This is a genomic window from Paracoccus sp. KR1-242 (assembly GCF_049446195.1).
Taxonomy (GTDB): Bacteria; Pseudomonadota; Alphaproteobacteria; order Rhodobacterales; family Rhodobacteraceae; genus Paracoccus; species Paracoccus broussonetiae.
In genome coordinates this window covers 66,652-85,247 of record NZ_JBMSED010000002.1, presented here as the reverse complement: position 1 = coordinate 85,247, position 18,596 = coordinate 66,652, and the positions used below count along the sequence as shown (strand labels likewise).

Genomic DNA, 18,596 nt, shown 5'->3' with positions numbered 1-18,596 from the left:
GGGAGAATGCATGACCACAATCGCTATCATCGGTGCTGGCCTGATCGGCCGGTCATGGGCGCTGGTCTTTGCCCGTGCGGGCCTGCCCGTCCAGGTCTGGGACGCGAACCCGACCGTGCTCGACCGGCTGGCCGACGACATCGGCGCCATGATCCGCGACGCGGGCGGTGATGCGGGCATCGCGGCGCTGGTCACGCCTTGCGCCACGCTGGCCAAGGCGCTGGACGGCGCGGATTGGGTGCAGGAAAACGGCCCCGAGGATGCGGCGATCAAGCGCGCGCTGTTCGCCGATCTGGACCGGCTGGCCGCGCCGGGCACCATTCTTGCGTCATCCAGCTCGGCGCTGATGCCCTCGGTCTGGTCCGAGGGGCTGGCGGGCGCCGCGCGCTGCCTTGTCGCCCATCCGGTCAACCCGCCACATCTTGTGCCCATCGTCGAACTTTGCCCCTCGGCCCAAACCGCGCCCGAGGTCATGGACCGGGCCGAGGCGCTGTTCCGGCAGGTCGGACAGGTTCCCGCCCGCCTGACGCGCGAAATCGACGGCTTTGTCCTGAACCGCTTGCAGGCGGTGCTGCTGGCGGAATCTCTAAGCCTGGTCGAACGCGGCGTGATCGATGTACAGGGGCTGGACGACACCATCCGCCACGGGCTGGGCCGCCGCTGGGCCTTCATGGGGCCGCTGGAAACCATCCTGCTGAACGCGCCCGGCGGCGTGCCCGATTACGTCCGCCGTTATGGCCCGATGTTGGCGCGCCTGACCGACGATGCGGCGCGCGGCGAAGCCTTTACCGAAGCCGCGGGCCAGGTCGTCGCCGACGCCTTCCCCAACACCGAAATCCGCGCACGCCAGGATTGGCGCGACCGGGAACTGGCGGCACTGGACCGCCATCTGCGCAGCCGCAGCGAAAGGAAAGACTAATGGCCAAGCCTCGCAAGACGATCATCACCTGCGCCGTCACCGGCGCGATCCACACGCCCTCGATGTCGGAATACCTGCCGGTGACGGCGGCCGAGATCGCCGAGGCGGCCATCGGCGCAGCCGAGGCGGGCGCGGCCATCGTCCATCTTCACGCACGCGATCCCAAGGACGGGCGGCCCGACCAGACGCCCGAGGCGTTTGAGCCCTTCCTGCGCGTCATCAAGCAGCGCAGCGACTGCGTCGTCAACATCACGACCGGCGGCGCGCCCACGATGACCATTCAGGAACGTATCCGCCCCGCCGCCACCTGGAAGCCCGAGGTCGCGTCCCTGAACATGGGCACTATGAATTTCGGCCTGTTCCCGATGCTGAACCGCTTTGACGGCAAACTTAAGCACCAATGGGAAAAGGACTATCTTGGCAACCGCGACATCGTGTTTCGCAATACCTTCGGCGATATCGAGCATATCCTGACCACGTTGGGCGCGAATGGCACCCGCTTCGAATTCGAATGCTATGACAGCGCCCATCTTTACAACCTGAAGCATTTCTTCGACGCGGGCATCGTCAAGGGTCCGCTGTTCATCCAGACGGTCTTTGGCCTGATGGGCGGGATTGGCGCCCACCCCGAGGATGTCATGCACATGAAGCGCACGGCGGACCGCCTGTTCGGCGACAATTACCGCTGGTCGGTGCTGGGCGCGGGCAAGAACCAGATGGCCATCGCCGCCATGGCCGCCGCGATGGGCGGGCATGTCCGCGTGGGCCTCGAGGATTCGCTGTGGAACGGCCCCGGCCGTCTGGCGCGGAGCAATGCCGAGCAGGTCGCCCGCGCGCGCCAGATCATCGAAGGACTGGGTCTGGAAATAGCCACGCCTGACGAGGCACGTGAGATTCTGGCGCTGAAAGGCCCGGAAACCGTTGCTTTCTGATAGGGGCAGATACGACCTTCGGTCCTGTCCGTTACCCACGGGCAGGGCATTTTTCGCGAGCGGTGCTTCAGTGTCTGCCTATCAAGACTTGCGACGCAATGACTGCTTTAGCGGCTCGCAGCGTGCAGGAGGATCAAGCGGCATGTATTTCGGCTTTAGCTCGCGCCTTCCGTTCTTAAACAGCCGAATTTGGCGTGTCCCCTTGGCGGGACCACGGGATCCTGAAAGCTGGTACCCTGATCGGGCCCTTGCTTGGAGAAGGCTCAGGACATCACGAGGTCCCTATCCCTATCGCACGGCCTGAGGAAGGAGTTGTTCGCGGGAGCGTCTCGAAAGGAGTTCCGCGCTCGGCTTCTAGCCTTGGCCTGGTTGCTCCAACGTCCTGACTTCGCGCGCGCAGCCTGACTCGACGAGTGCGTGCGCCATGTGCTGAAGCAGTGGTGCCGCCTCCTCTCCGGTCAACATCTGCGAGCTGACGAAAGCGCCATTGACAAGCACGGCGAGCTGTCCGCCCAACTCTTCCGGCTCCCTTGCTCCCAGGCGTTCGGCGAGAACAGTCAAGCGGCGGCGCAGTTCCGCTTTGTGATCGTGTGCGACCTTGCGCGCCGGATGATCGCTTTCCGGAAATTCAGCTGCGACATTGATCTGGGGGCAGCCGCGGTAGTTGGGGCGGCCGACACGTTCGCCGATCCAGAAAAGATGTGCGTCCAGCTCGGCTGCTGGGTCCGAGGTGTGCATCTGCGCGACCTCGTCCCAAATATTCCAGAAATCCTTATCCTCGCGACTGAGGAAGGCGGCTACGAGATCATCCTTGGTGCGGAAATGGCGGTAGAGGCTGGTCTTGGCCACTCCGGCCTTGGCCACGACAAGATCGACACCGACCGCGCGCACGCTGCGTTCATAAAAAAGTTTCGAAGCTATTTCCAATACCCGTTCGCGCAAATCCGCGCCATTTTCTGCCATGTTTTTCATCGTGCTGACTGTCGTCTTTACCATCTGGTCACTTCCATTGAGCGCACTTTAACACCATCGCGCTTGACACGCTACAGACCTGTACGTAGCGTAACACTACAAACAGGTCTGTAGCGGTGAGGGAAGAGATGAGCAGGCGCTTGGAGGCCCAGACGGGGGATGTAATGAATGGTGGCGCGGCAAAGGCCGTGGCAATCTTTGGAGCAGGCGGTCATACAGGCCGTTTCGTGGTGGCGGAATTGAAGCGGCGAGGCATTACGCCTGTGGTCGTCGTTCGCAACAATGCGAAGCTGGCGCAGGAGCGCGTCTTCGGTCCGGAGATTGATCTGCGCGAAGCCGCGATCGATGATGCTGCGTCGCTCAACATCGCCTTTGCCAATGTAGCGGCGGTCATCAACTGCGCCGGCCCTTTCCTGGATACGGCCGCACCAGTTGCAGAAGCAGCCATTCGCGCTGGTGCCCATTATCTGGATGTGACCGCCGAGCAGCCGAGCGCGATGGCGACATTCGAGGCCTTCGATGAGGCTGCGCGCGCGGCAGGCGTTCTCGTTCTTCCGGCGATGGGGTTCTATGGCGGTCTTGGCGATCTTATGGTCTCTGCTGCCATGGACGACTGGGTGGATGTCGACGACATCCGCATCGGTATCGCCCTCGATAGCTGGCACCCGACCAGGGGCACAAGGATCACCGGCGCGCGCAACACGGCGCAGCGGCTGGTGGTGTCAAACGGCAGGCTGGCGCCGCTAGTGCCCGCTGCTGACGACTTGACGCTGAACTTTCCAGAACCATTTGGTCGCCAAGACGTCGTCGCGTTGCCCTTTTCCGAAATCCCCGTCATCACACGTCATCTTCGGCCGAAGGAACTGCATTCATTCCTAAACCGAACGGCACTCAGCGATGTCCGCGCTGTAGATACGCCTACGCCGACGGCTGCCGACGAGTCAGGCCGCTCGCCTCAGCGATTTGCGATCAACGCCGTGATCCGAAAGGGTCGCGAAACCCGCCGGATCACAGCAACGGGCCGGGACATTTATGCCTTTTCCGCGCCGCTTATCTGCGAGGCTGTCGTGCGGCTGCTGGACGGGAGAAGCCGGGGCAGTGGTGCGCAGGCGCCGGGCGCGGTTTTCGATGCAGGCGACTTCCTGAATGCCTTGAACGTGCGGATTCCAGACTTCCAAATGACCCGAAACTGAGAGTCCAAGGACTCCCGTCCTTGAAAATACAGCAGGAGAATGCCGCGCGCTTTCTTGACCTCGACGTCGTTGGCCTCAATTTCGAGGGCCGCATCGTCCGGGAAAACGGTCCTCCGGACTGTTTTCTGATCCTGCCTCACCTTCAACAGCAAGCACCGGTCGGAATGCCTGAACGCGCATTGGTTCATGAGAGCGAAGTGTCAGCCGAAACGGGCCGCCCCGAGGGCCGCGACCACCGGCAGGGGCTGACCGGTCATCGCGCTGACGAGGATCCGGGCAGAGGCAGGACCGGCGGTAAAGCCCTGATGGCCGTGACCGAAGTGGAACCACAGGCCGGGGTGCCGCGGCGCCTCTCCGATCACCGGCAGCATGTCCGGCAGGCAGGGGCGATGCCCGAACCAGGGTTCGGCCTCGACCGGGTCGCCGAAATCGAACAATTCGCGGGCCGACGCCTCTGAGCGGCGGATCTGGCGCCAGTCGATTTCTGCGTCCAACCGGGTGAACTCGGCGCCGGTGCAAAGCCGCAATCCTTGGGTCATCGGTGCCATGAAGGTCGCGCGCTCGGCGTCATAAAGCGGATGCGTGGGGCCGCCTGCGGCGTCGAAATGCCGGTGGTAGCCGCGCTTTCGAAACAGCGGGATGCGGTAGCCAAGCCGCCCTGTCACTTGGGTCGACCAACTCCCCAGCGCCAGCACCACCCGTTCGGCGTCAACCCTGCCGACCTCGGTCGTCAGCCGCCAGCCGCTGCGGGTCTGCTCCAGCGATTGCGCGTCGCCATAAACGAAGTTGCCGCCACGGGCCTGAAACAGGCGGCCATAGGCTGCGGACAATCCGCCGGGACTGCGGCAGGTCCAGACATCTTGGAAATGGACCGCGCCTGGCAGGCTTTGTTTCAGCCCTGGCTCCAGCGCAGTCAGCTCTGCGCCGTCCAGACGCCGCGAGGCCACCCCCCATTGCCCGTTGAGGCGGCGGGCGTCCTTCCATGCTGCGTCCAGTCCCTTCTCGGTCCGGAAGATGACATGATAGCCCCGCCGTTCGACAAGTTCCTCGGCCTTGGCGGCCGCGATCAGCGGGGCGTGGTAAAGATCGGATTGCCCCACGATGGCGTGATAGTGCTGGCTTAGGCGCGCGTGGCTTTGCGGGCGCGAATTCCACCAATAGGACAGCAAGGGTCGAAGGTGCTCGGGCATCGCGCCAAAGTGCCAATTGACCTCGCCGCCGCGCCCGAGGGCGATGCCAAGCAGGCGGCGCGGTTCTCGCGGAAAGGCATAGGGCTCGACCGCCTCGGTCTGGATCGCGCCAGCATTGCCAAAGCTGGTCTCGCGGCCAATCCCCTTGCGATCCACCAGAACCACTGTGTCGCCGATGGCCTGCAAGGCAAGCGCCGTGGACACGCCCACCATGCCCGCACCCAAAACGATTGTCGTTGTCATCCCTGATCCCGCCACCCTTGGAGAGAGTGCCTGCAAAGCCCCGGGCGCCGCGAAGTCCCCTTCGCGGCTGCCCCTTTCAACCGGCGCCCGACTGCCCGGCTATTCGAGGTCAACCTTGTCGAAACGATGTGCGCCCAGCGGGTCCATCACATAGTTTTTCACCTTGATGGACATCGGCAGGACGACACGGGAATTGGCCAGCGGCAGCACGGGTGCCTCGTCATGCACGATCTGCTGGATGCGTTCATACATCTCGGCGCGCTTGTCCTGTTGGGTCTCGGCGCGCGCGGATTTCAGCAGGTCCTGCACCTCGGCGTTACACCAATACGCGGTATTCCCAGAGCTTGAGGGGCAGTTCAGGAAAAAGCCCAGCAGGTTGTCGGGATCGGCACTGTCGCTTGATCCGCCCGACATCGCGAAGCCGTCACGATCCAGCGCGCGCACGCGTTTCAGATATTCTCCCCATTCATAGCTGACGATCTCGCCGGTGATGCCCACCTGCGCCAGATCGGCCTGGATCATCTCGGCCGCGCGCCGCCCGTTGGGCATATAGGAGCGGCTGACCGGGATCGCCCAGATGTTCAGTTTCGCGTCCTTCACGCCTGCTGCTTCCAGCGCGGCCTTGGCAGCGCCCGGATCGTAGGGATAGGGCGCAAGCTGGTCGTTATATCCCCAGATTGTTGGCGGCAGCGGCGTTTCCGCAACCTGTCCCATGCCCTGATAGACCGCATCGACAAGAGCGGGGCGGTTGATCGCCATCGCCACCGCGCGCCGGACCTCGGGCCTGTCCCAGGGCGCAACCTGGGTGTTGAACGCCATGAAGGCGACGTTCAGCCCTGGCGCCTCCATGACATTAAGCGATTTGTCCGCCTTGAGCGCCGGAACCTCGGCGGGGGCGGGATAGGCAGCCATGAGGCATTCGCCGGCCTTGAGCCTGGTGATCCGCACGGTTGGGTCCTGGGTGATCGCAAAAACCAGATTGTCGATCGGCGGTTTGCCGTCCCACCAGTCGGCATTGGCCCGATAACGGATCGCCGCATCCTGCTGATAGGCGACAAAGGCAAAGGGCCCGGTGCCGACCGGCTTCTGATTCAGTTCGACCTGTTTCCCCGACGCGCTCAGAGCGTCGGCATATTCCTTTGACAGGACCGCGCCAAAATTCAGCGCCATCGCCGCCAGGAACGAGGCATCCGGTGCGTTCAGCACGAATTTGACCGTCTGATCGTCGATCTTGACGATCTCCTTGATCGCGTCGGGCATCCCCATCGCGTCGAACATCTGCCAGCCAGAGGCCCCCGCATATTCCGCCCAGGGGCCGTCCTTGGACATCTGGCGCTCAAAGCTGAAGATCACGTCATCGGCGTTGAAATCGCGGGTCGGCGTGAAGTCCGAAGTGGTGTGGAATTTGACTCCCTTGCGCAGATGGAAGGTGTATTCACGGTTGTCGGCGGACACATCCCAACTTTCCGCCAGCGCCGGCTCAATGTCCGAGGTGCCGCGCTTGTAGCGGGTCAGCCCGTCATAGACCGTCTGCGCCGAGGCATCCCAGGTCGAGTTGGTCGAGTAAAGCGCGGGGTCGAAGCCTTCGGGCGCGCCTTCCGAGCAATAAATGAAATCCTTGGCCATGGCGCCCCCCGCGCCAAGCGCCATGGCGCAGGTCAAAGCAAACAAAGGCAGTTTCAGGCGCAGTGTCACGGTCATCTCCCTGATGTTCTTGCTGGTTGGTCAGGCCTGGTCCCGGCCCATCGTGCTGCGTTGACCACGCCCCGGCGCCCAGATCTGATCGGGCGGAGTCCATGCGGCCGAATCGCGGATCAGATGGGCGACCGCTTGGGCCTGCGCGGTCAGGATCGCCGCGCCCTTCGCCGCCGTGGCGGGGCGTGGATCGCCCATGGTCCCCGTCACCGGACGCCGTTCCGAGAAGGAATAGAAACGGCTCGCGCCGCGCGGCAGATGCCAGTCGTCCTTCTGGTTGCCCAAGGCCGCGGCAAAGTTTTCGGGGCGCACGGCGTCCGGCATGATCTCAAGCATCAGCGAGGCTTCACCCTCGCAGGCATGGCCCGCGCCCGGCGCCGTTTCCATGATGGATGCGACCTCATCGGGGGCCATGTCCCAAGGCAGGCAGGCCACGATCGGCATGTCATATTCCACCGCCAGCTCACGTACCGCGACCGCCAGCGGGTCGATATTGCCGCCATGGCCATTCACGATCAGAAGCCGCCCGAAGCCGCCCGAAACTAGCGAGCGCACAATGCAGCCAAGGACGGCGCGCAGGGTCGCATAATCCAGCGTGATGGTGCCACCGAAGGGCAGATGATGCTCGCTCATGCCCAGCCACAGGCCGGGCAGGACGACCACCGGCACCTCATCGGCGACAAGCCGCGCCGCCGCGATCGCCGCCGCCGAGGCGCTGGCGGTGTCGGTGATCACCGGCAGATGCGGGCCATGCTGTTCCAACGAGCCGATGGGCAGGATTGCCAGTGCCCCCGGCCTGGCCGCAATGGCGCGAATTTCCGGGGCGCGCAGCTTTTGCCATTCCACCTCAACAAGCATCGTGATTGCCTTTCCTTCGCATCGGCGGCTCTGCGCCAAAGTTGGTGTGATAGTTTTATTGCAAGTGTTAATATGCGGAATATTTCTGTCAAGAACCGATGGCGTCTGCCTTCGCGCGGGCCGGCCGGAAGGATGGGGAAAAGGGGAAGGCGGGATGACCAGCAAGCAACGGCATCGGGGCGATCCGGAAACCAAGACTCCAGCCGCCCCCCAAGGTCCGGTCGAAAGCCGCATCCTTGCGGCGCTAAAGCGGGCAACGCCCACCGAATCCCTTATCGGCAAGCATATGCAGGCCAATCTTGGAACGCTTTCCTATGAAACGGCGGCGTCCCTGGCGAAGAAGCTGGGCGTCGGCGAAGCCTCGGTGGGGCGTTTTTGCCGGGTGCTAGGCTATCGGCATTTTCGCGAGCTCAAGGCCGCGCTGCGCGACGAGCTGGACCGCAAGACCCAAGACCGAGCCTTTCTTCTTGGAGACCGGCTGAAGGCTCTTCATCAGCAGATGCAATCCGGCCCCGCCGCGCGCAACATCGGCATGGAGCGCGAGATCGCGGCGGTGATGCGCAATTACGAGATCGCGCGCAGTCCCGAATTCGCCCGCGTCGCCCACCGCCTGTCCCATTGCGCCGAGGTTTTCATCACCGGCTTTCAGCCCGAGGAAGGTCACGCGGTCTACATGGCCAGACTGCTGCAGTATCTGCGCCCGAGGGTCCGGCTGGTCGACAGCCGGTCCGGGCATTTCTCCGACGTGCTGCTTGATGCCCCGGACAATTCCTGCATCCTGATCATGGATATGCGGCGCTATTCGCGACTGACCAGGGAACTCGCTGAACGGGCGCGCGCGGCAGGCCTGTCCGTGATCCTGCTGACCGACCAGCATTGCGACTGGGGGCGCGACAGTGTCGATGACGTGCTGGAGGTCGCCACCGACCTCAATCAGTTCATGGATTCCAGTTCCGGTTTCGTCAGCCTCAGCAGCCTGCTGATCAATGAAGTGTTCAACCTGCTCGGCCCGCAGGTCGTGGACCGGATGAAGCAGATGTCAGAGATCTATGCCGAAACTATCGGTCATATTCACCCCGATCATGACGAAACTGGTGAGCGACGCCGCTGAGGGGAAAATCGCAGGCGAGGTCGGTGAAATACGACAAGAGCCTTAATGATGTGCCCGCCCCCGATGAGTTGCTACGCGGCGCACGAATGTCCGCTTCCTCAGCCTCGCCGCCAATGCCGTGCAGCATTGCTGTCATGCCCCTTTTCGCCCTCCGGGTGCTCGACAGGTGGTGGCCTGAATAGATGTGCGGCACCCGCAAATGGGCAGCTTCGTCTACTATGACGACGAGGGTTTCCACTGCATTGCAGTTCGAACGGCTGTTTCGGGAAAGCCGTGGTCCGGCATCTCAGAGGGGCAAGCGGCAGCAATGGGCCGGCCTCGCTCGCTTCGGGGACCGCGCCAGACCATCCGATCAATGGCCGGTTGCTGGTTTGCGGCATGTTGCTCGGAGCCCATAGCCATCAGTCGGCACCCGCTTCTGGGCAGAGCGCATGTGAATAATATAGTGTATTTATAGCGAGTTTGCCCGCGGTGCTGCTGAACTGTATGGTAAGACCGAGCCCATTTGTTTCCGGAAAGCGCGCGTCTATGTTGGAGATCCGTATAGCACCAGCATTCCATGTTACGACCTGAAGCTCAGGCTCGCCTAATCGAACTTGACGGTCAAAAACCAGTTGGGCGAAGTCATCAAGATTTCCTGGCACTGTGCGAGAGACACTGGCGACTTTATCGCCGCAAACGTGGACACCTATATCTTGATTATTAACGTGCCAAGAGGAAGGTGGTTCTGGCGAAAGCGGAACAAGCTCCCAACCTTGGGAAGCGGCCTGTCGCTTGGCTTCATCAAGTGAACTGCCCAACCGGAAGCCGCCCGGTAGGTCGGACCCCTGCGCTGATGCTTGGGCGTTACCAATACAAACCACAGTTGCAGCGATGGAGGCAAGCCGTCGCAAAGGCGGAAATGTCGGCATTCTTAAGCAGATTCCTTCCTGTGATTATCGACTTAGCTTTACCAATCGGGCCCCTGCTCAACAGCAGCCTCGTCCGCATCGCACGGCCCGAGACGGCCGCGCCCGTCTCTCAGAGCCCATTGCCGCCAGTCGTGCGCGATGCGGGACATTGCGGTCATTGATGAGCACTCGCGTTCCGGTTTAGGTGCCGAGAAAACTCTTGACGACTCAAATCCAGGAGCCGCCGTGCGCGCCGTTTTGTTGATACTTTTTGCCTCTGCTGCACTACCGACGTTTGCGAACGGCCCCGCCCCTTCGCTTATGGGCTGTCTACCGTCGGGTGGGAGCGCCTCCTATCGGTCCAGCAACTGCAGCCTCGACTATCAGCCGCCGCCCACCCTCAAACAGGATGTGAAAGTTTCTGCCTGCTCATTCCCGGGCGGGGAGAAGTCCGCGAGGGCGCATAATTTTGGCCTGATCGAATGCACTGTGAACAACGGTTCCAAAGAACCTATTGAGTCTGTGAAATATGGTATTCGCTACTTCATCGAAGGCGAGCAGACTGCATTGATCGAGGCGGGATTCGATGGTGCCCGCACCTTTAGCACTGCGAACATCTCCGGTAACCTAAGTCCGAACGAAACCCGCACTCTGACGTTTGTGGGACCAAAACTGCCTTCTGAAACGGGCAGCGCCCGCATTGTCCCGACAATCGAAGTGCTCGGCGCTCGCACTCCTGGCAGCTTTGCATTTCGATGACAAGGATCGTCAGCTGAGGGCTCTCAGAGATGGCCGCGGCCGTCTCGGGCCGCGCGACGCGGACAAAGCCACAGTTCGCACATCGTCGTCTTGCGGCTGCTCAAGGATCTGTGGAGGTTGTGGCGTGGAAGCTCTGTTGAGTGCACTCGGTGAATCGATCGCGAGGTGGTGAAGAACAGGAGCGGGGCTTATGCTGTCTTGCGGACCAGGCGGTCACTTAGCTGTTGTTGGTAAAATACGCCTGTTGTGGGATCAGAGAGCGCTGATGCGCTTGTGCTCAACGGCCACTTACTTGCGCGTCGATGCGGTCGTATCTAATCCCCAGCACTCCTTTAACGACAAACAACGAATTTCCGGGAAGCACATCCACACATTGTATCTCACCGTCCAAAAGGACATTTAGGTTAATTTCGCGGAGATCGCGGCGTTTAATGAGAGGCACGCAAGCCGCGTTCTCCTTTGAAATGGCGATCACGCTGTTTTCTTGCGCTTCTTCGCATTGCTCCGGCCTTATTCCATACAAGTCATATCCTACCAGGCAAATCTGCGTGTATTCTCTGAACCGCCGGTCGCTCAGAGGAATTCGGTTACCATTGATGAGATCCTCCAATATGGAACCGTCGTTTTTAAATTCTGCGTGTGCCGAAGTTCCGAGCAAGATGGCAGCCGTACTCAAGAACATCAGAATCGGTTTGCGCATAAGCTCTCCTTCTATAGGCCTACAGCTCACCCCACCATGTATGAGCAGCCAATGTCTGCAATGAGCTCCGAGCAACATGCTGCGGTAGAGCAACCGTCAGGTTGGCGGCCTCTACAGTGCCACTGGCCACGACAGGTTTGGCCGGCCCTTTGCCGACGGTCGCATCCTGATAATGCCGCACGACAGCATTCCCCGAAGCAGCCGCACTACACGTCCCGTAGCATTTTTGGCTGAGGAGCGTCTGCGATGCGGGCGAAGCGGTCATTGCCCCCGAAGTATGTTTTGCTACAGTTTGCACCATCGGCTCATTCCGACGGTGTGAACATGAAGGTTCTTGGCGGCATCGTGCTCACGTTCATTTCCGCCGGGGCACTTACTGCAGAGCCGGGTAGCGATCAGTCACAAGATGTCGTTCGATGGTTTGATGCCTGTGCTGGGAACACGGCACAGAGCAGTGTGCTGGCCGCGGCGATGGATTCTGATTGCGCAGGCCTTGCCATCCGCTACTGCGAAATAGCGACTAAAGAAAATTCCGAAGATGAGTGTTTTGTAATGTTGAGGAGACGGCTTCAGCAAGAGGTCGAAGCCATATTGCCTAACCTCGCCGTCCTTGATCCGGGTGATCCGTTAGACAAAGCGCACCTTCGGATGCGTGTTGAGCGATTGAAAAATGACGAACCCCAATCATGTCCGAAAGATCTCTCCGCCGATGAATGTGCCGCCGTCCACGCGGCCGCCAACTGGATGTACGCTCGCGATCTCGACCGGAAGGACCGCTAAGGGTTCGAAATGACGGGCGACGCGAAGCGGACAAACCGGAGGCTCGCGGAGCTACGGCGACGGCCACGGAGCCGCAGTCTTGTCGGCAGCGAAGCGGTCATTCCCTACACCTGCTTGTTGCGTTATTTAGTAAAGAACTCAAAGGTGATGGCCCGGAGATCGAGGCGAGGCATGACATCCAGGCTCGTTGGATTGGTTGGGATGGTCTTCATGGTTATTCAAACGGCATGCACTTGGTATGACGACCAGCTTCGCTTCACTCAGACCTCAACGGATGGGAAAATAACAGGTTATCTGTTGTGTTCTCCAGCGTCACTGACAGATCCCTTTATCTGCCACAGACGTGCGGCAGCGGCCTGCGCCGCGCTGGGTCAAGAGCTGCGGGATTTCCGAGGGGTCAAGTCTGGTGGTCCGACACAGCTTTACGACCAAGAGCTAGAAATGAACCTCTCCTATCGTATAACTCATATCGTCGAATGCGCACCAAACGTTGGGTAAGGGCTCAGTGCGTCGAGCGGCCGCACGACCCGCGGTGCTGGACCAAGCCAGCGTTCATCCATGTGCGGACAAATCTGCTGTTCGCCGCACCGCAGCGCTAAGTCCCAGCCCACAGCTGAATCGCCCCTAACGGGCGGAAAGCCGACCGCCGGTGGTACGGCATAGCAACCGCAGGAGAAGTGTGAGACCGGTCGCTAAGGCGCATGCTGCGGAAGTGGGAAGGAGTCTGTGGGTGGCGGCGTTGCGGCCGCAGCATTGGCCAAAGCAGCCACTCGTCCCTGAGCGCGGCATTCTCGACATGACTGGGACAGATCAGGGCAAACCAATGGTGCTTTCAGTATCCTTAACTGAGGCGCCAACGTGGATAGGTAACATCCAAGTCCACACCGATCAGTATACTGTTCACAGACCCTCCTCCACATGAGCGTGTCGCAGGACTAAGCATAAGTTCACGAATACTTTCTGAGGCTTTGTAGCAAGTATATGTGTGGAGTATTCTTAGCTACTGCGAGACCCAGAATGACCGATCTGACCTTTCGAATGGCCCGCCAGGAGGATGCCGATCGCTGCTTTCAGATCGAGGTCGCGTCCTACGAAGGGGATGAGGCCGCGACCCTTGCAAAAATCAGATTGCGCATTTCCCAATATCCTGAAGGGTTTTTGATCCTCGAGGCCGACGGCGAAATTGCGGGCTTTATCAACAGCGGCTGCGCGTTTGATGTCGTCATGTCGGATGAGGCGTTCAAGGAGTTGGTCGGCCATGATGCGCAAGCGCCCAATGTCGTCATCATGTCGGTGGTCGTCGATCCGCAGTATCAAGGCAGGGGTTATGCCAAGATACTCATGCAGGAATTCACTGCCCGGATGGGTGCAATGGGCAAGCAGACGATCCACCTGATGTGCAAGGACCAGCATGTCGGGCTGTATGAGAAGTTGGGATATACCTATGTCCAACCGTCGCCCAGCGACCATGGCGGCATGGCTTGGCATGAAATGGTCGCGGATCTATAGGACCCCGCCAGACGATCCGGGCGGTTGAAATTCCGCCCGGAAATGTTTGTTGTCGTTTAGAAAATCGTGACCTGCGTGCCGACCTGCGCCACCGCGTAAAGCTGCGCGATATGTTCGTTGTAAAGCCCATAGCAACCGCTGGAGGATTTGCGGCCGATCTTGCGCGTGTCATGGGTGCCATGGATCAGATAGGCGGGCCAGGACAGGTACAGCGCATAGACCCCCAGCGGATTGTCCGGGCTGCCGCCGGCGACGCTTTGCGGCAGGGTCGGGTCGCGCTGGCGCATGCTGGGGGTCGGCGTCCAGGAGGGGCGTTGCGCCTTGCGGACGATCTCGGTCCGTCCGCGCTTGGTCAATTCCTCGGAAACGGGGATCGAGCAGGGGAAAAGCAGATAGGTGCTTTCATCCCCGGACCAGAAATGCAGCGCGCGCGAGGTGACATCGGCCAGGATGACGCCCTGGCCAAGGCTGGGATAGAACTCGCTCCAATGCCGGGTCCGGAAGGACGAAAGGTTGCGCCGCGTGTCCTGCGTCGGGTCGATCTGATAGACGCCCACATCGGGTGCCTGCCCGGCGCTGGCCGTGCCGTGGACCAGCTGTCCGGTCGTCGGATCGACGGTCTGCGCCGATGCAAGCCGCGGCAGGGCAAACCCCGCCATCAGCATCCCGCCCAGAAAGGCGCGTCTGCTTGCGCCGGTGTCGGGGCGATTGTCATTGCGGGATCGGCGCGGGCCGTGCTGGACATGCTGGTCCATTGTGAATTGCTCCAGTCGTTCGGGGCGAAATGCCTTGGCGGCCCAGATGTCCGACACGGCTTAAGCCCAGCTTAAGGCGCGGGGTCCAATCGTCCCCCCGGACGACCAAAAGGAGCAGACATGGCATCCCGCAGCACCGAAACACATGATCGTCGGAACTTCCTGCGGATCGGGCTGGCCACCGGCATCGCCGCGATGGCCGGATTGCCCGCGACCGCGCAAGACAATGAAATGCCTGCGCCGCTACGGCGGGCTTTGGAGCAGGAGCAACTGGGCGCCGTGCTGGGCAACCCGACGGGCGATATCACCCTGACCGAGTTCTTTGACTATAACTGCCCACATTGCCGCAGCATGGTTGGCGACCTGCACCGGGTGATCGCGGATGACCCGAACCTTCGCGTCGTGCTGCGGGAATGGCCGGTCTTCGGGGCAGGATCGCTTTACTGCGCGCGCGCGTCACTGGCGTCGTTGCGACAGGACCGGTTCTGGCAGTTCCACACCGCGCTTCTGGGCATCAAGGGAGATGCGGATGACAAAAGCGCGATCCGCATCGCCGCCCAGGTCGGTCTGGATATTCCGCGATTGCGCGCCGACATGGAGGATATCGCGATCGCCCGGCAGGTCGAACATTCCTGGCTGCTGGCCGAGCAGATGGGCCTTGTCGGTACCCCCAGCCTGATCGTCGGCAATCTTGGCGGGTTCGGCAGGCAGTCGCGCAACGAGATGCGCGACATGATCGCCGAGGCCCGCCGGGGCCGCAGCTAGCGCAGATCCTCGATCCCCGACAGCAGGCGGGCGCGGGAAATCTCTCCCATATGTCCCGCGCGCAGCTTGCCGTCGCGGTCTATGAACAGCGTCGCGGGCAGACCCATCGTCTGGAAATGCGCCATCATCTGCATCCCCGGATCCTGAAGCGCCGAGATCGCGATGCCTTCCTGTGCCAGATAGCGGCGGATTGCCCCGGGTCCTTCGCCCTGATTGACGAACAGGATCGGCACTTGGGTTTCCTGCTGCGCCACTTCGGCCATCATCGGCATCTCGCGGCGGCAAGGCGGACACCAGCTGGCCCAAAGGTTGATGACAATCGGCTTGCCCTGCCAGTCGGAGGCGGGAACTGCGCTTCCGTCCAACCGCGTCAGCGCCATTGCGGCGGGCAGGCCCATATCCCCACCCCGTGCCAGTTGATGCACGGTGTTCCACGTTATTGCGGCGCAGGCGAGCGTGGCCAATGCGGGCAGCCAAAGCCGCTGGCTGCGCCGCAGATGCCAAAGGGTGGCCAGCGCCCCGCCTGCCGCCGCGCCGAAGCCGTCGAACCCGCCCTGCCAGAAGGCAAGGATTGTCCATGGCGCGCCGGCAAAGCCGGGCCAGTTCGACGCGACAAAGACGATCCTGCCCAGCAGCGCCGCCGCGACCAGTGCAGACAAAAGCCAGGTGCTCAGCGCCGCCCCCACTCGGCGCGCCAGCAATCCGGCGACCAGCATCGCGACAAGGATTGCCGCAAGCACCGGCGCGCGTTCTGCGGAAAAGACCAGCGGCCCCACTGACAGCCCACCCATCAGCCGCCGACCTTGGCGCGGTTCGCCGCATGGACCAGTTGGGCGGCGTTGACACTGCCGACCAACCGGTTCCCCTCGGGCTCGCGGCCATTGGCGTCCAGAAAGATCATCGTCGGCGGACCCGCCGCGCCCAGTTTGCGCATCAGCGCCTGCCGTTGATCGTCCCCGTCCGATACATCGGCCTTGAGCAGCCGCATCCCTTGCAGCGCCTTGGCCACGCCTGGGTCTGGCAGGACGCTCCGCTCGATCCCCTTGCAGGCCACGCACCAGTCGGCGGTGACATAGATCAGGCTGGGCTGGTCTGCGCCGCCAAGCTTTCGTTGCAGCTGGTCCGCGTCAAGGATCGCATCAAAGGCGAGGGCAGGGGCGTCGGCCCTTGCGCTGGTCGCGACCAGCGGCGACAGGGGGCGCAGCGGCTCGGTCGCGCCAAGGGCGGCGCCGATGCCCATGACCGCACCGCCCATCAAGGCGACCACGCCCGCGGCGCGGCCCAGTTGCCGCGCATTCGTGGCTGGGGGCGCGCGGTCCAGCGCACCCAGAAACACGCCGCACCCAACCAGCAGCACCGCCCAAAGCAGCAGAACCAGCGGCCCCGGCAGCAGCCGTCCCGCCAGCCAGATCGCCATGGCCAGAAAGACCACTCCGAAGAACTGCCGCGCGTGCTGCATCCACGCGCCGGCACGCGGCAGGATGCGCGCGCCAAAGGTTCCCGCTACGAACAGCGGTGCGCCTTGCCCCAGACCCAATGCGATCAGCGCGACTGCACCCAAGGCCGCGTCTCCGGTCTGGGCGATATAAAGCAGTGCCCCGGCCAGCGGCGCGGTCACGCAAGGCCCGACGATCAGCGCCGAGGTAAATCCCAGCGTTGCCGCGCCTGCAACCGACCCGCGTCGGCCCGTTCCGCCCGACAGGCGGGCGGTCATCGCGGCGGGCAGCTGCATCTGGAACAGACCAAAGCTGGACAGGGCCAGCACCACGAACAGCAAGGCGACGGCACCGATGGCCCAGGCCGATTGCAGCACCATCTGCAGGTTCTGGCCCGACCAGCCCGCCACCGCGCCCATCGCGCCAAATGCCGCGGCCATTGCCAGCACATAGGTGCCCGACAGCAGCGCGCCGCGCGCCGGGGTCAGCGCTTCACCCTGCCGGGCCAGCATCGCGGCAAGAATGGGGATCATCGGGAACACGCAGGGTGTCAGCGCAAGTGCCAGCCCGAAGCCGAAAAACGCAAGCAGCACCAGCGCCGTGCCGCCCCGCTGCGCCAGCCCTGAAACCAGCCCGTCCTGCGCCGAAAATTGCAACGGTTCGGCGATATCAGGCGGGGGTTGCGTCAGCACAGGCAGATCCAGATCGCTGGTGACGGGGGCATAGCAGATGCCGTCCTCCTGACAGCCCTGCCATGTCACCTGCACCCTGCCGCCCGCCTGTGGCAGGACCGCCGAGGCCGCATCGTAATAGACCTCGACCGTGCCGAAATTCGGATCTTCCTTGATCACGCCCGCAGGCGTTTCAACTGTCAGCGCGCGCCCGTCGGCATCGCTTGCCGCGATCTGGTCACGATAAAGGTAATAGCCCGGCGCGATCTGCCAGTCGATTTCGGCGCGCCCGTCCCTGACCAGGCGCAGTTCGATCTTGAAGGCGTCGCGCGGGTCCATCGGGCGGCGGCCCCGATCCGAAAAGCTGAATTCCTGCGCGCTGGCCAGCCCAAGCGGACCAGCCAGCGCAAAATGAATTGCCAGAAATGCGATGCGAAGAAACAGTTTGGTCATCTCAAATTCCCGAAAGCCCTCAGCTTTCGGCCAGCGTGGCGCGTCCGCGCGACACCAGCCCGCGCAATTGCGACAGAGACTGCTCGCCGAACAGCCCCTCGTCGCCCGCGATAAAGGTGGGGGTGCCGGTCAGGCCCATGTGGTCGGCCAGCAGCATCGACTGGTCGATATGCGACAGCACCTCGGACGATTCCATGTCGGCATGCAGCCGTTCCATGTCCAGCCCGACCTGCCTGGCGACCGCCGTGGCCGAGGCCTGATCCGCCTTGCCGTCGATCGCCATCAATGCGGTATGGAACTGCCAGTATTTCCCCTGCTTCAGCGCCGCGAGCGAGGCCTTGCTGGAAAAGACCGAACCCTCGCCGAAGACCGGCCATTCGTGGAAAACCACCCGCAGCGATTTGTCCTGCGCGATCAACGCGTGCACGTCCTTGACCGAAGTCCGGCAATACGGGCAGTTGTAATCAAAGAACTCGGTCAAGGTGATATCGCCCTTCGGGTTGCCAAGGACAGGAGTGTTCGGTGCGTGCTCCAGCGCCTTGCGCAAGTCCTCGGGCATGGGATTGTCGCGGGCAATAGCGGGCAGCGCGCCCGTGGCAAAGGCCCCCGCCACCAGCAGCCCACCCCTGATAAGATTGCGTCTTTCGATCGGCTGCATGTCCGGATCCTTCCATTTGTCGCCAAGAGCGCACCGGAATTTGTCCGGCGCGGCGTGGTCGGTTTCGCGCGTCTGCCTTAAGCCAGCCTTAAGGTGGGCCGGTTATG

The 18,596-nt window shown here is 62.3% G+C and carries 18 protein-coding genes; 8 read left to right on the top strand and 10 right to left on the bottom strand.

The annotated features are described in order from the left end of the window. The first annotated feature begins 10 nt into the window (after positions 1-10). Both ACO2Q4_RS03955 and ACO2Q4_RS03950 read left to right on the top strand, forming a co-directional pair. On the top strand, positions 11-919 hold the full coding sequence (locus ACO2Q4_RS03955) for a 3-hydroxyacyl-CoA dehydrogenase (RefSeq protein WP_395131747.1): 909 nt from the start codon (positions 11-13) through the stop codon (positions 917-919). Continuing rightward, on the top strand, positions 919-1,851 hold the full coding sequence (locus tag ACO2Q4_RS03950; protein ID WP_423317432.1) for a 3-keto-5-aminohexanoate cleavage protein: 933 nt from the start codon (positions 919-921) through the stop codon (positions 1,849-1,851). Before ACO2Q4_RS03955 ends, ACO2Q4_RS03950 begins: the two co-directional genes overlap by 1 nt. Positions 1,852-2,205: 354 nt before the next feature. Here the strand turns inward: ACO2Q4_RS03950 and ACO2Q4_RS03945 are convergent, their stop codons facing one another. Further along, on the bottom strand, positions 2,206-2,847 hold the full coding sequence (locus tag ACO2Q4_RS03945; protein WP_423317430.1) for a TetR/AcrR family transcriptional regulator: 642 nt from the start codon (positions 2,845-2,847) through the stop codon (positions 2,206-2,208). A gap of 104 nt (positions 2,848-2,951) precedes the next feature. On the opposite strand from ACO2Q4_RS03945, the gene ACO2Q4_RS03940 reads away from it, so the two are divergent. Next, positions 2,952-4,016, top strand: a complete 1,065-nt coding sequence (locus ACO2Q4_RS03940; protein ID WP_423317428.1) for a saccharopine dehydrogenase family protein — start codon at positions 2,952-2,954, stop codon at positions 4,014-4,016. 200 nt (positions 4,017-4,216) lie between these two features. Here ACO2Q4_RS03940 and ACO2Q4_RS03935 read toward each other — a convergent pair whose 3' ends face one another. The 3 genes from ACO2Q4_RS03935 to ACO2Q4_RS03925 form a co-directional block, all read right to left on the bottom strand. Further along, positions 4,217-5,449 (bottom strand): NAD(P)/FAD-dependent oxidoreductase, encoded by a 1,233-nt coding sequence (locus tag ACO2Q4_RS03935; RefSeq protein ID WP_423317426.1) that lies wholly within the window; start codon positions 5,447-5,449, stop codon positions 4,217-4,219. Positions 5,450-5,548: 99 nt separating this feature from the next. Beyond that, the gene (locus ACO2Q4_RS03930; protein ID WP_423317424.1) at positions 5,549-7,150 is read right to left on the bottom strand and encodes an ABC transporter substrate-binding protein; all 1,602 of its coding nucleotides are present in this window, start codon (positions 7,148-7,150) and stop codon (positions 5,549-5,551) included. Positions 7,151-7,174: 24 nt separating this feature from the next. Further along, entirely contained in the window at positions 7,175-8,002 is an 828-nt protein-coding gene (locus ACO2Q4_RS03925) for a creatininase family protein (RefSeq protein ID WP_423317422.1), read from the bottom strand. Between the two features lies 1 nt (position 8,003). On the opposite strand from ACO2Q4_RS03925, the gene ACO2Q4_RS03920 reads away from it, so the two are divergent. Beyond that, entirely contained in the window at positions 8,004-9,113 is a 1,110-nt protein-coding gene (locus ACO2Q4_RS03920; protein ID WP_423317420.1) for a MurR/RpiR family transcriptional regulator, read from the top strand. 401 nt (positions 9,114-9,514) lie between these two features. Here ACO2Q4_RS03920 and ACO2Q4_RS03915 read toward each other — a convergent pair whose 3' ends face one another. After that, positions 9,515-10,024 (bottom strand): hypothetical protein, encoded by a 510-nt coding sequence (locus ACO2Q4_RS03915; protein ID WP_423317418.1) that lies wholly within the window; start codon positions 10,022-10,024, stop codon positions 9,515-9,517. A gap of 138 nt (positions 10,025-10,162) precedes the next feature. On the opposite strand from ACO2Q4_RS03915, the gene ACO2Q4_RS03910 reads away from it, so the two are divergent. Beyond that, entirely contained in the window at positions 10,163-10,762 is a 600-nt protein-coding gene (locus ACO2Q4_RS03910; protein WP_423317416.1) for a hypothetical protein, read from the top strand. Between the two features lie 277 nt (positions 10,763-11,039). Here ACO2Q4_RS03910 and ACO2Q4_RS03905 read toward each other — a convergent pair whose 3' ends face one another. Next, positions 11,040-11,462, bottom strand: a complete 423-nt coding sequence (locus tag ACO2Q4_RS03905; RefSeq protein ID WP_423317414.1) for a hypothetical protein — start codon at positions 11,460-11,462, stop codon at positions 11,040-11,042. Between the two features lie 324 nt (positions 11,463-11,786). Between ACO2Q4_RS03905 and ACO2Q4_RS03900 the strand changes: the two genes are divergently transcribed. Both ACO2Q4_RS03900 and ACO2Q4_RS03895 read left to right on the top strand, forming a co-directional pair. Further along, positions 11,787-12,242, top strand: a complete 456-nt coding sequence (locus ACO2Q4_RS03900) for a hypothetical protein (RefSeq protein ID WP_423317412.1) — start codon at positions 11,787-11,789, stop codon at positions 12,240-12,242. Between the two features lie 1,017 nt (positions 12,243-13,259). Then, a complete protein-coding gene (locus ACO2Q4_RS03895; protein WP_423317410.1) occupies positions 13,260-13,751 on the top strand; it encodes a GNAT family N-acetyltransferase in 492 nt (163 codons plus the stop codon). 56 nt (positions 13,752-13,807) lie between these two features. Here ACO2Q4_RS03895 and ACO2Q4_RS03890 read toward each other — a convergent pair whose 3' ends face one another. Beyond that, positions 13,808-14,416 carry a L,D-transpeptidase gene (locus tag ACO2Q4_RS03890; protein ID WP_423317871.1) on the bottom strand — a complete coding sequence of 203 codons (609 nt, stop codon included), beginning with the start codon at positions 14,414-14,416 and terminating at the stop codon, positions 13,808-13,810. Between the two features lie 210 nt (positions 14,417-14,626). Between ACO2Q4_RS03890 and ACO2Q4_RS03885 the strand changes: the two genes are divergently transcribed. Continuing rightward, positions 14,627-15,271: a DsbA family protein gene (locus ACO2Q4_RS03885; RefSeq protein ID WP_395131719.1), complete on the top strand. Its 645-nt coding sequence runs from the start codon at positions 14,627-14,629 to the stop codon at positions 15,269-15,271. Here the strand turns inward: ACO2Q4_RS03885 and ACO2Q4_RS03880 are convergent. From ACO2Q4_RS03880 to ACO2Q4_RS03870, 3 genes are read right to left on the bottom strand one after another with little or no spacing between them, the layout of a single operon-like run. Further along, complete coding sequence (locus ACO2Q4_RS03880; protein WP_423317408.1) at positions 15,268-16,062, bottom strand: TlpA family protein disulfide reductase; 795 nt, start codon at positions 16,060-16,062, stop codon at positions 15,268-15,270. The two genes, ACO2Q4_RS03885 and ACO2Q4_RS03880, sit on opposite strands and share 4 nt — an antisense overlap. Beyond that, on the bottom strand, positions 16,062-17,831 hold the full coding sequence (dsbD, locus tag ACO2Q4_RS03875) for a protein-disulfide reductase DsbD (protein ID WP_423317406.1): 1,770 nt from the start codon (positions 17,829-17,831) through the stop codon (positions 16,062-16,064). Before dsbD ends, ACO2Q4_RS03880 begins: the two co-directional genes overlap by 1 nt. Positions 17,832-17,850: 19 nt before the next feature. Then, positions 17,851-18,489: a DsbA family protein gene (locus tag ACO2Q4_RS03870; RefSeq protein WP_423317404.1), complete on the bottom strand. Its 639-nt coding sequence runs from the start codon at positions 18,487-18,489 to the stop codon at positions 17,851-17,853. Between the last annotated feature and the right edge of the window lie 107 nt (positions 18,490-18,596).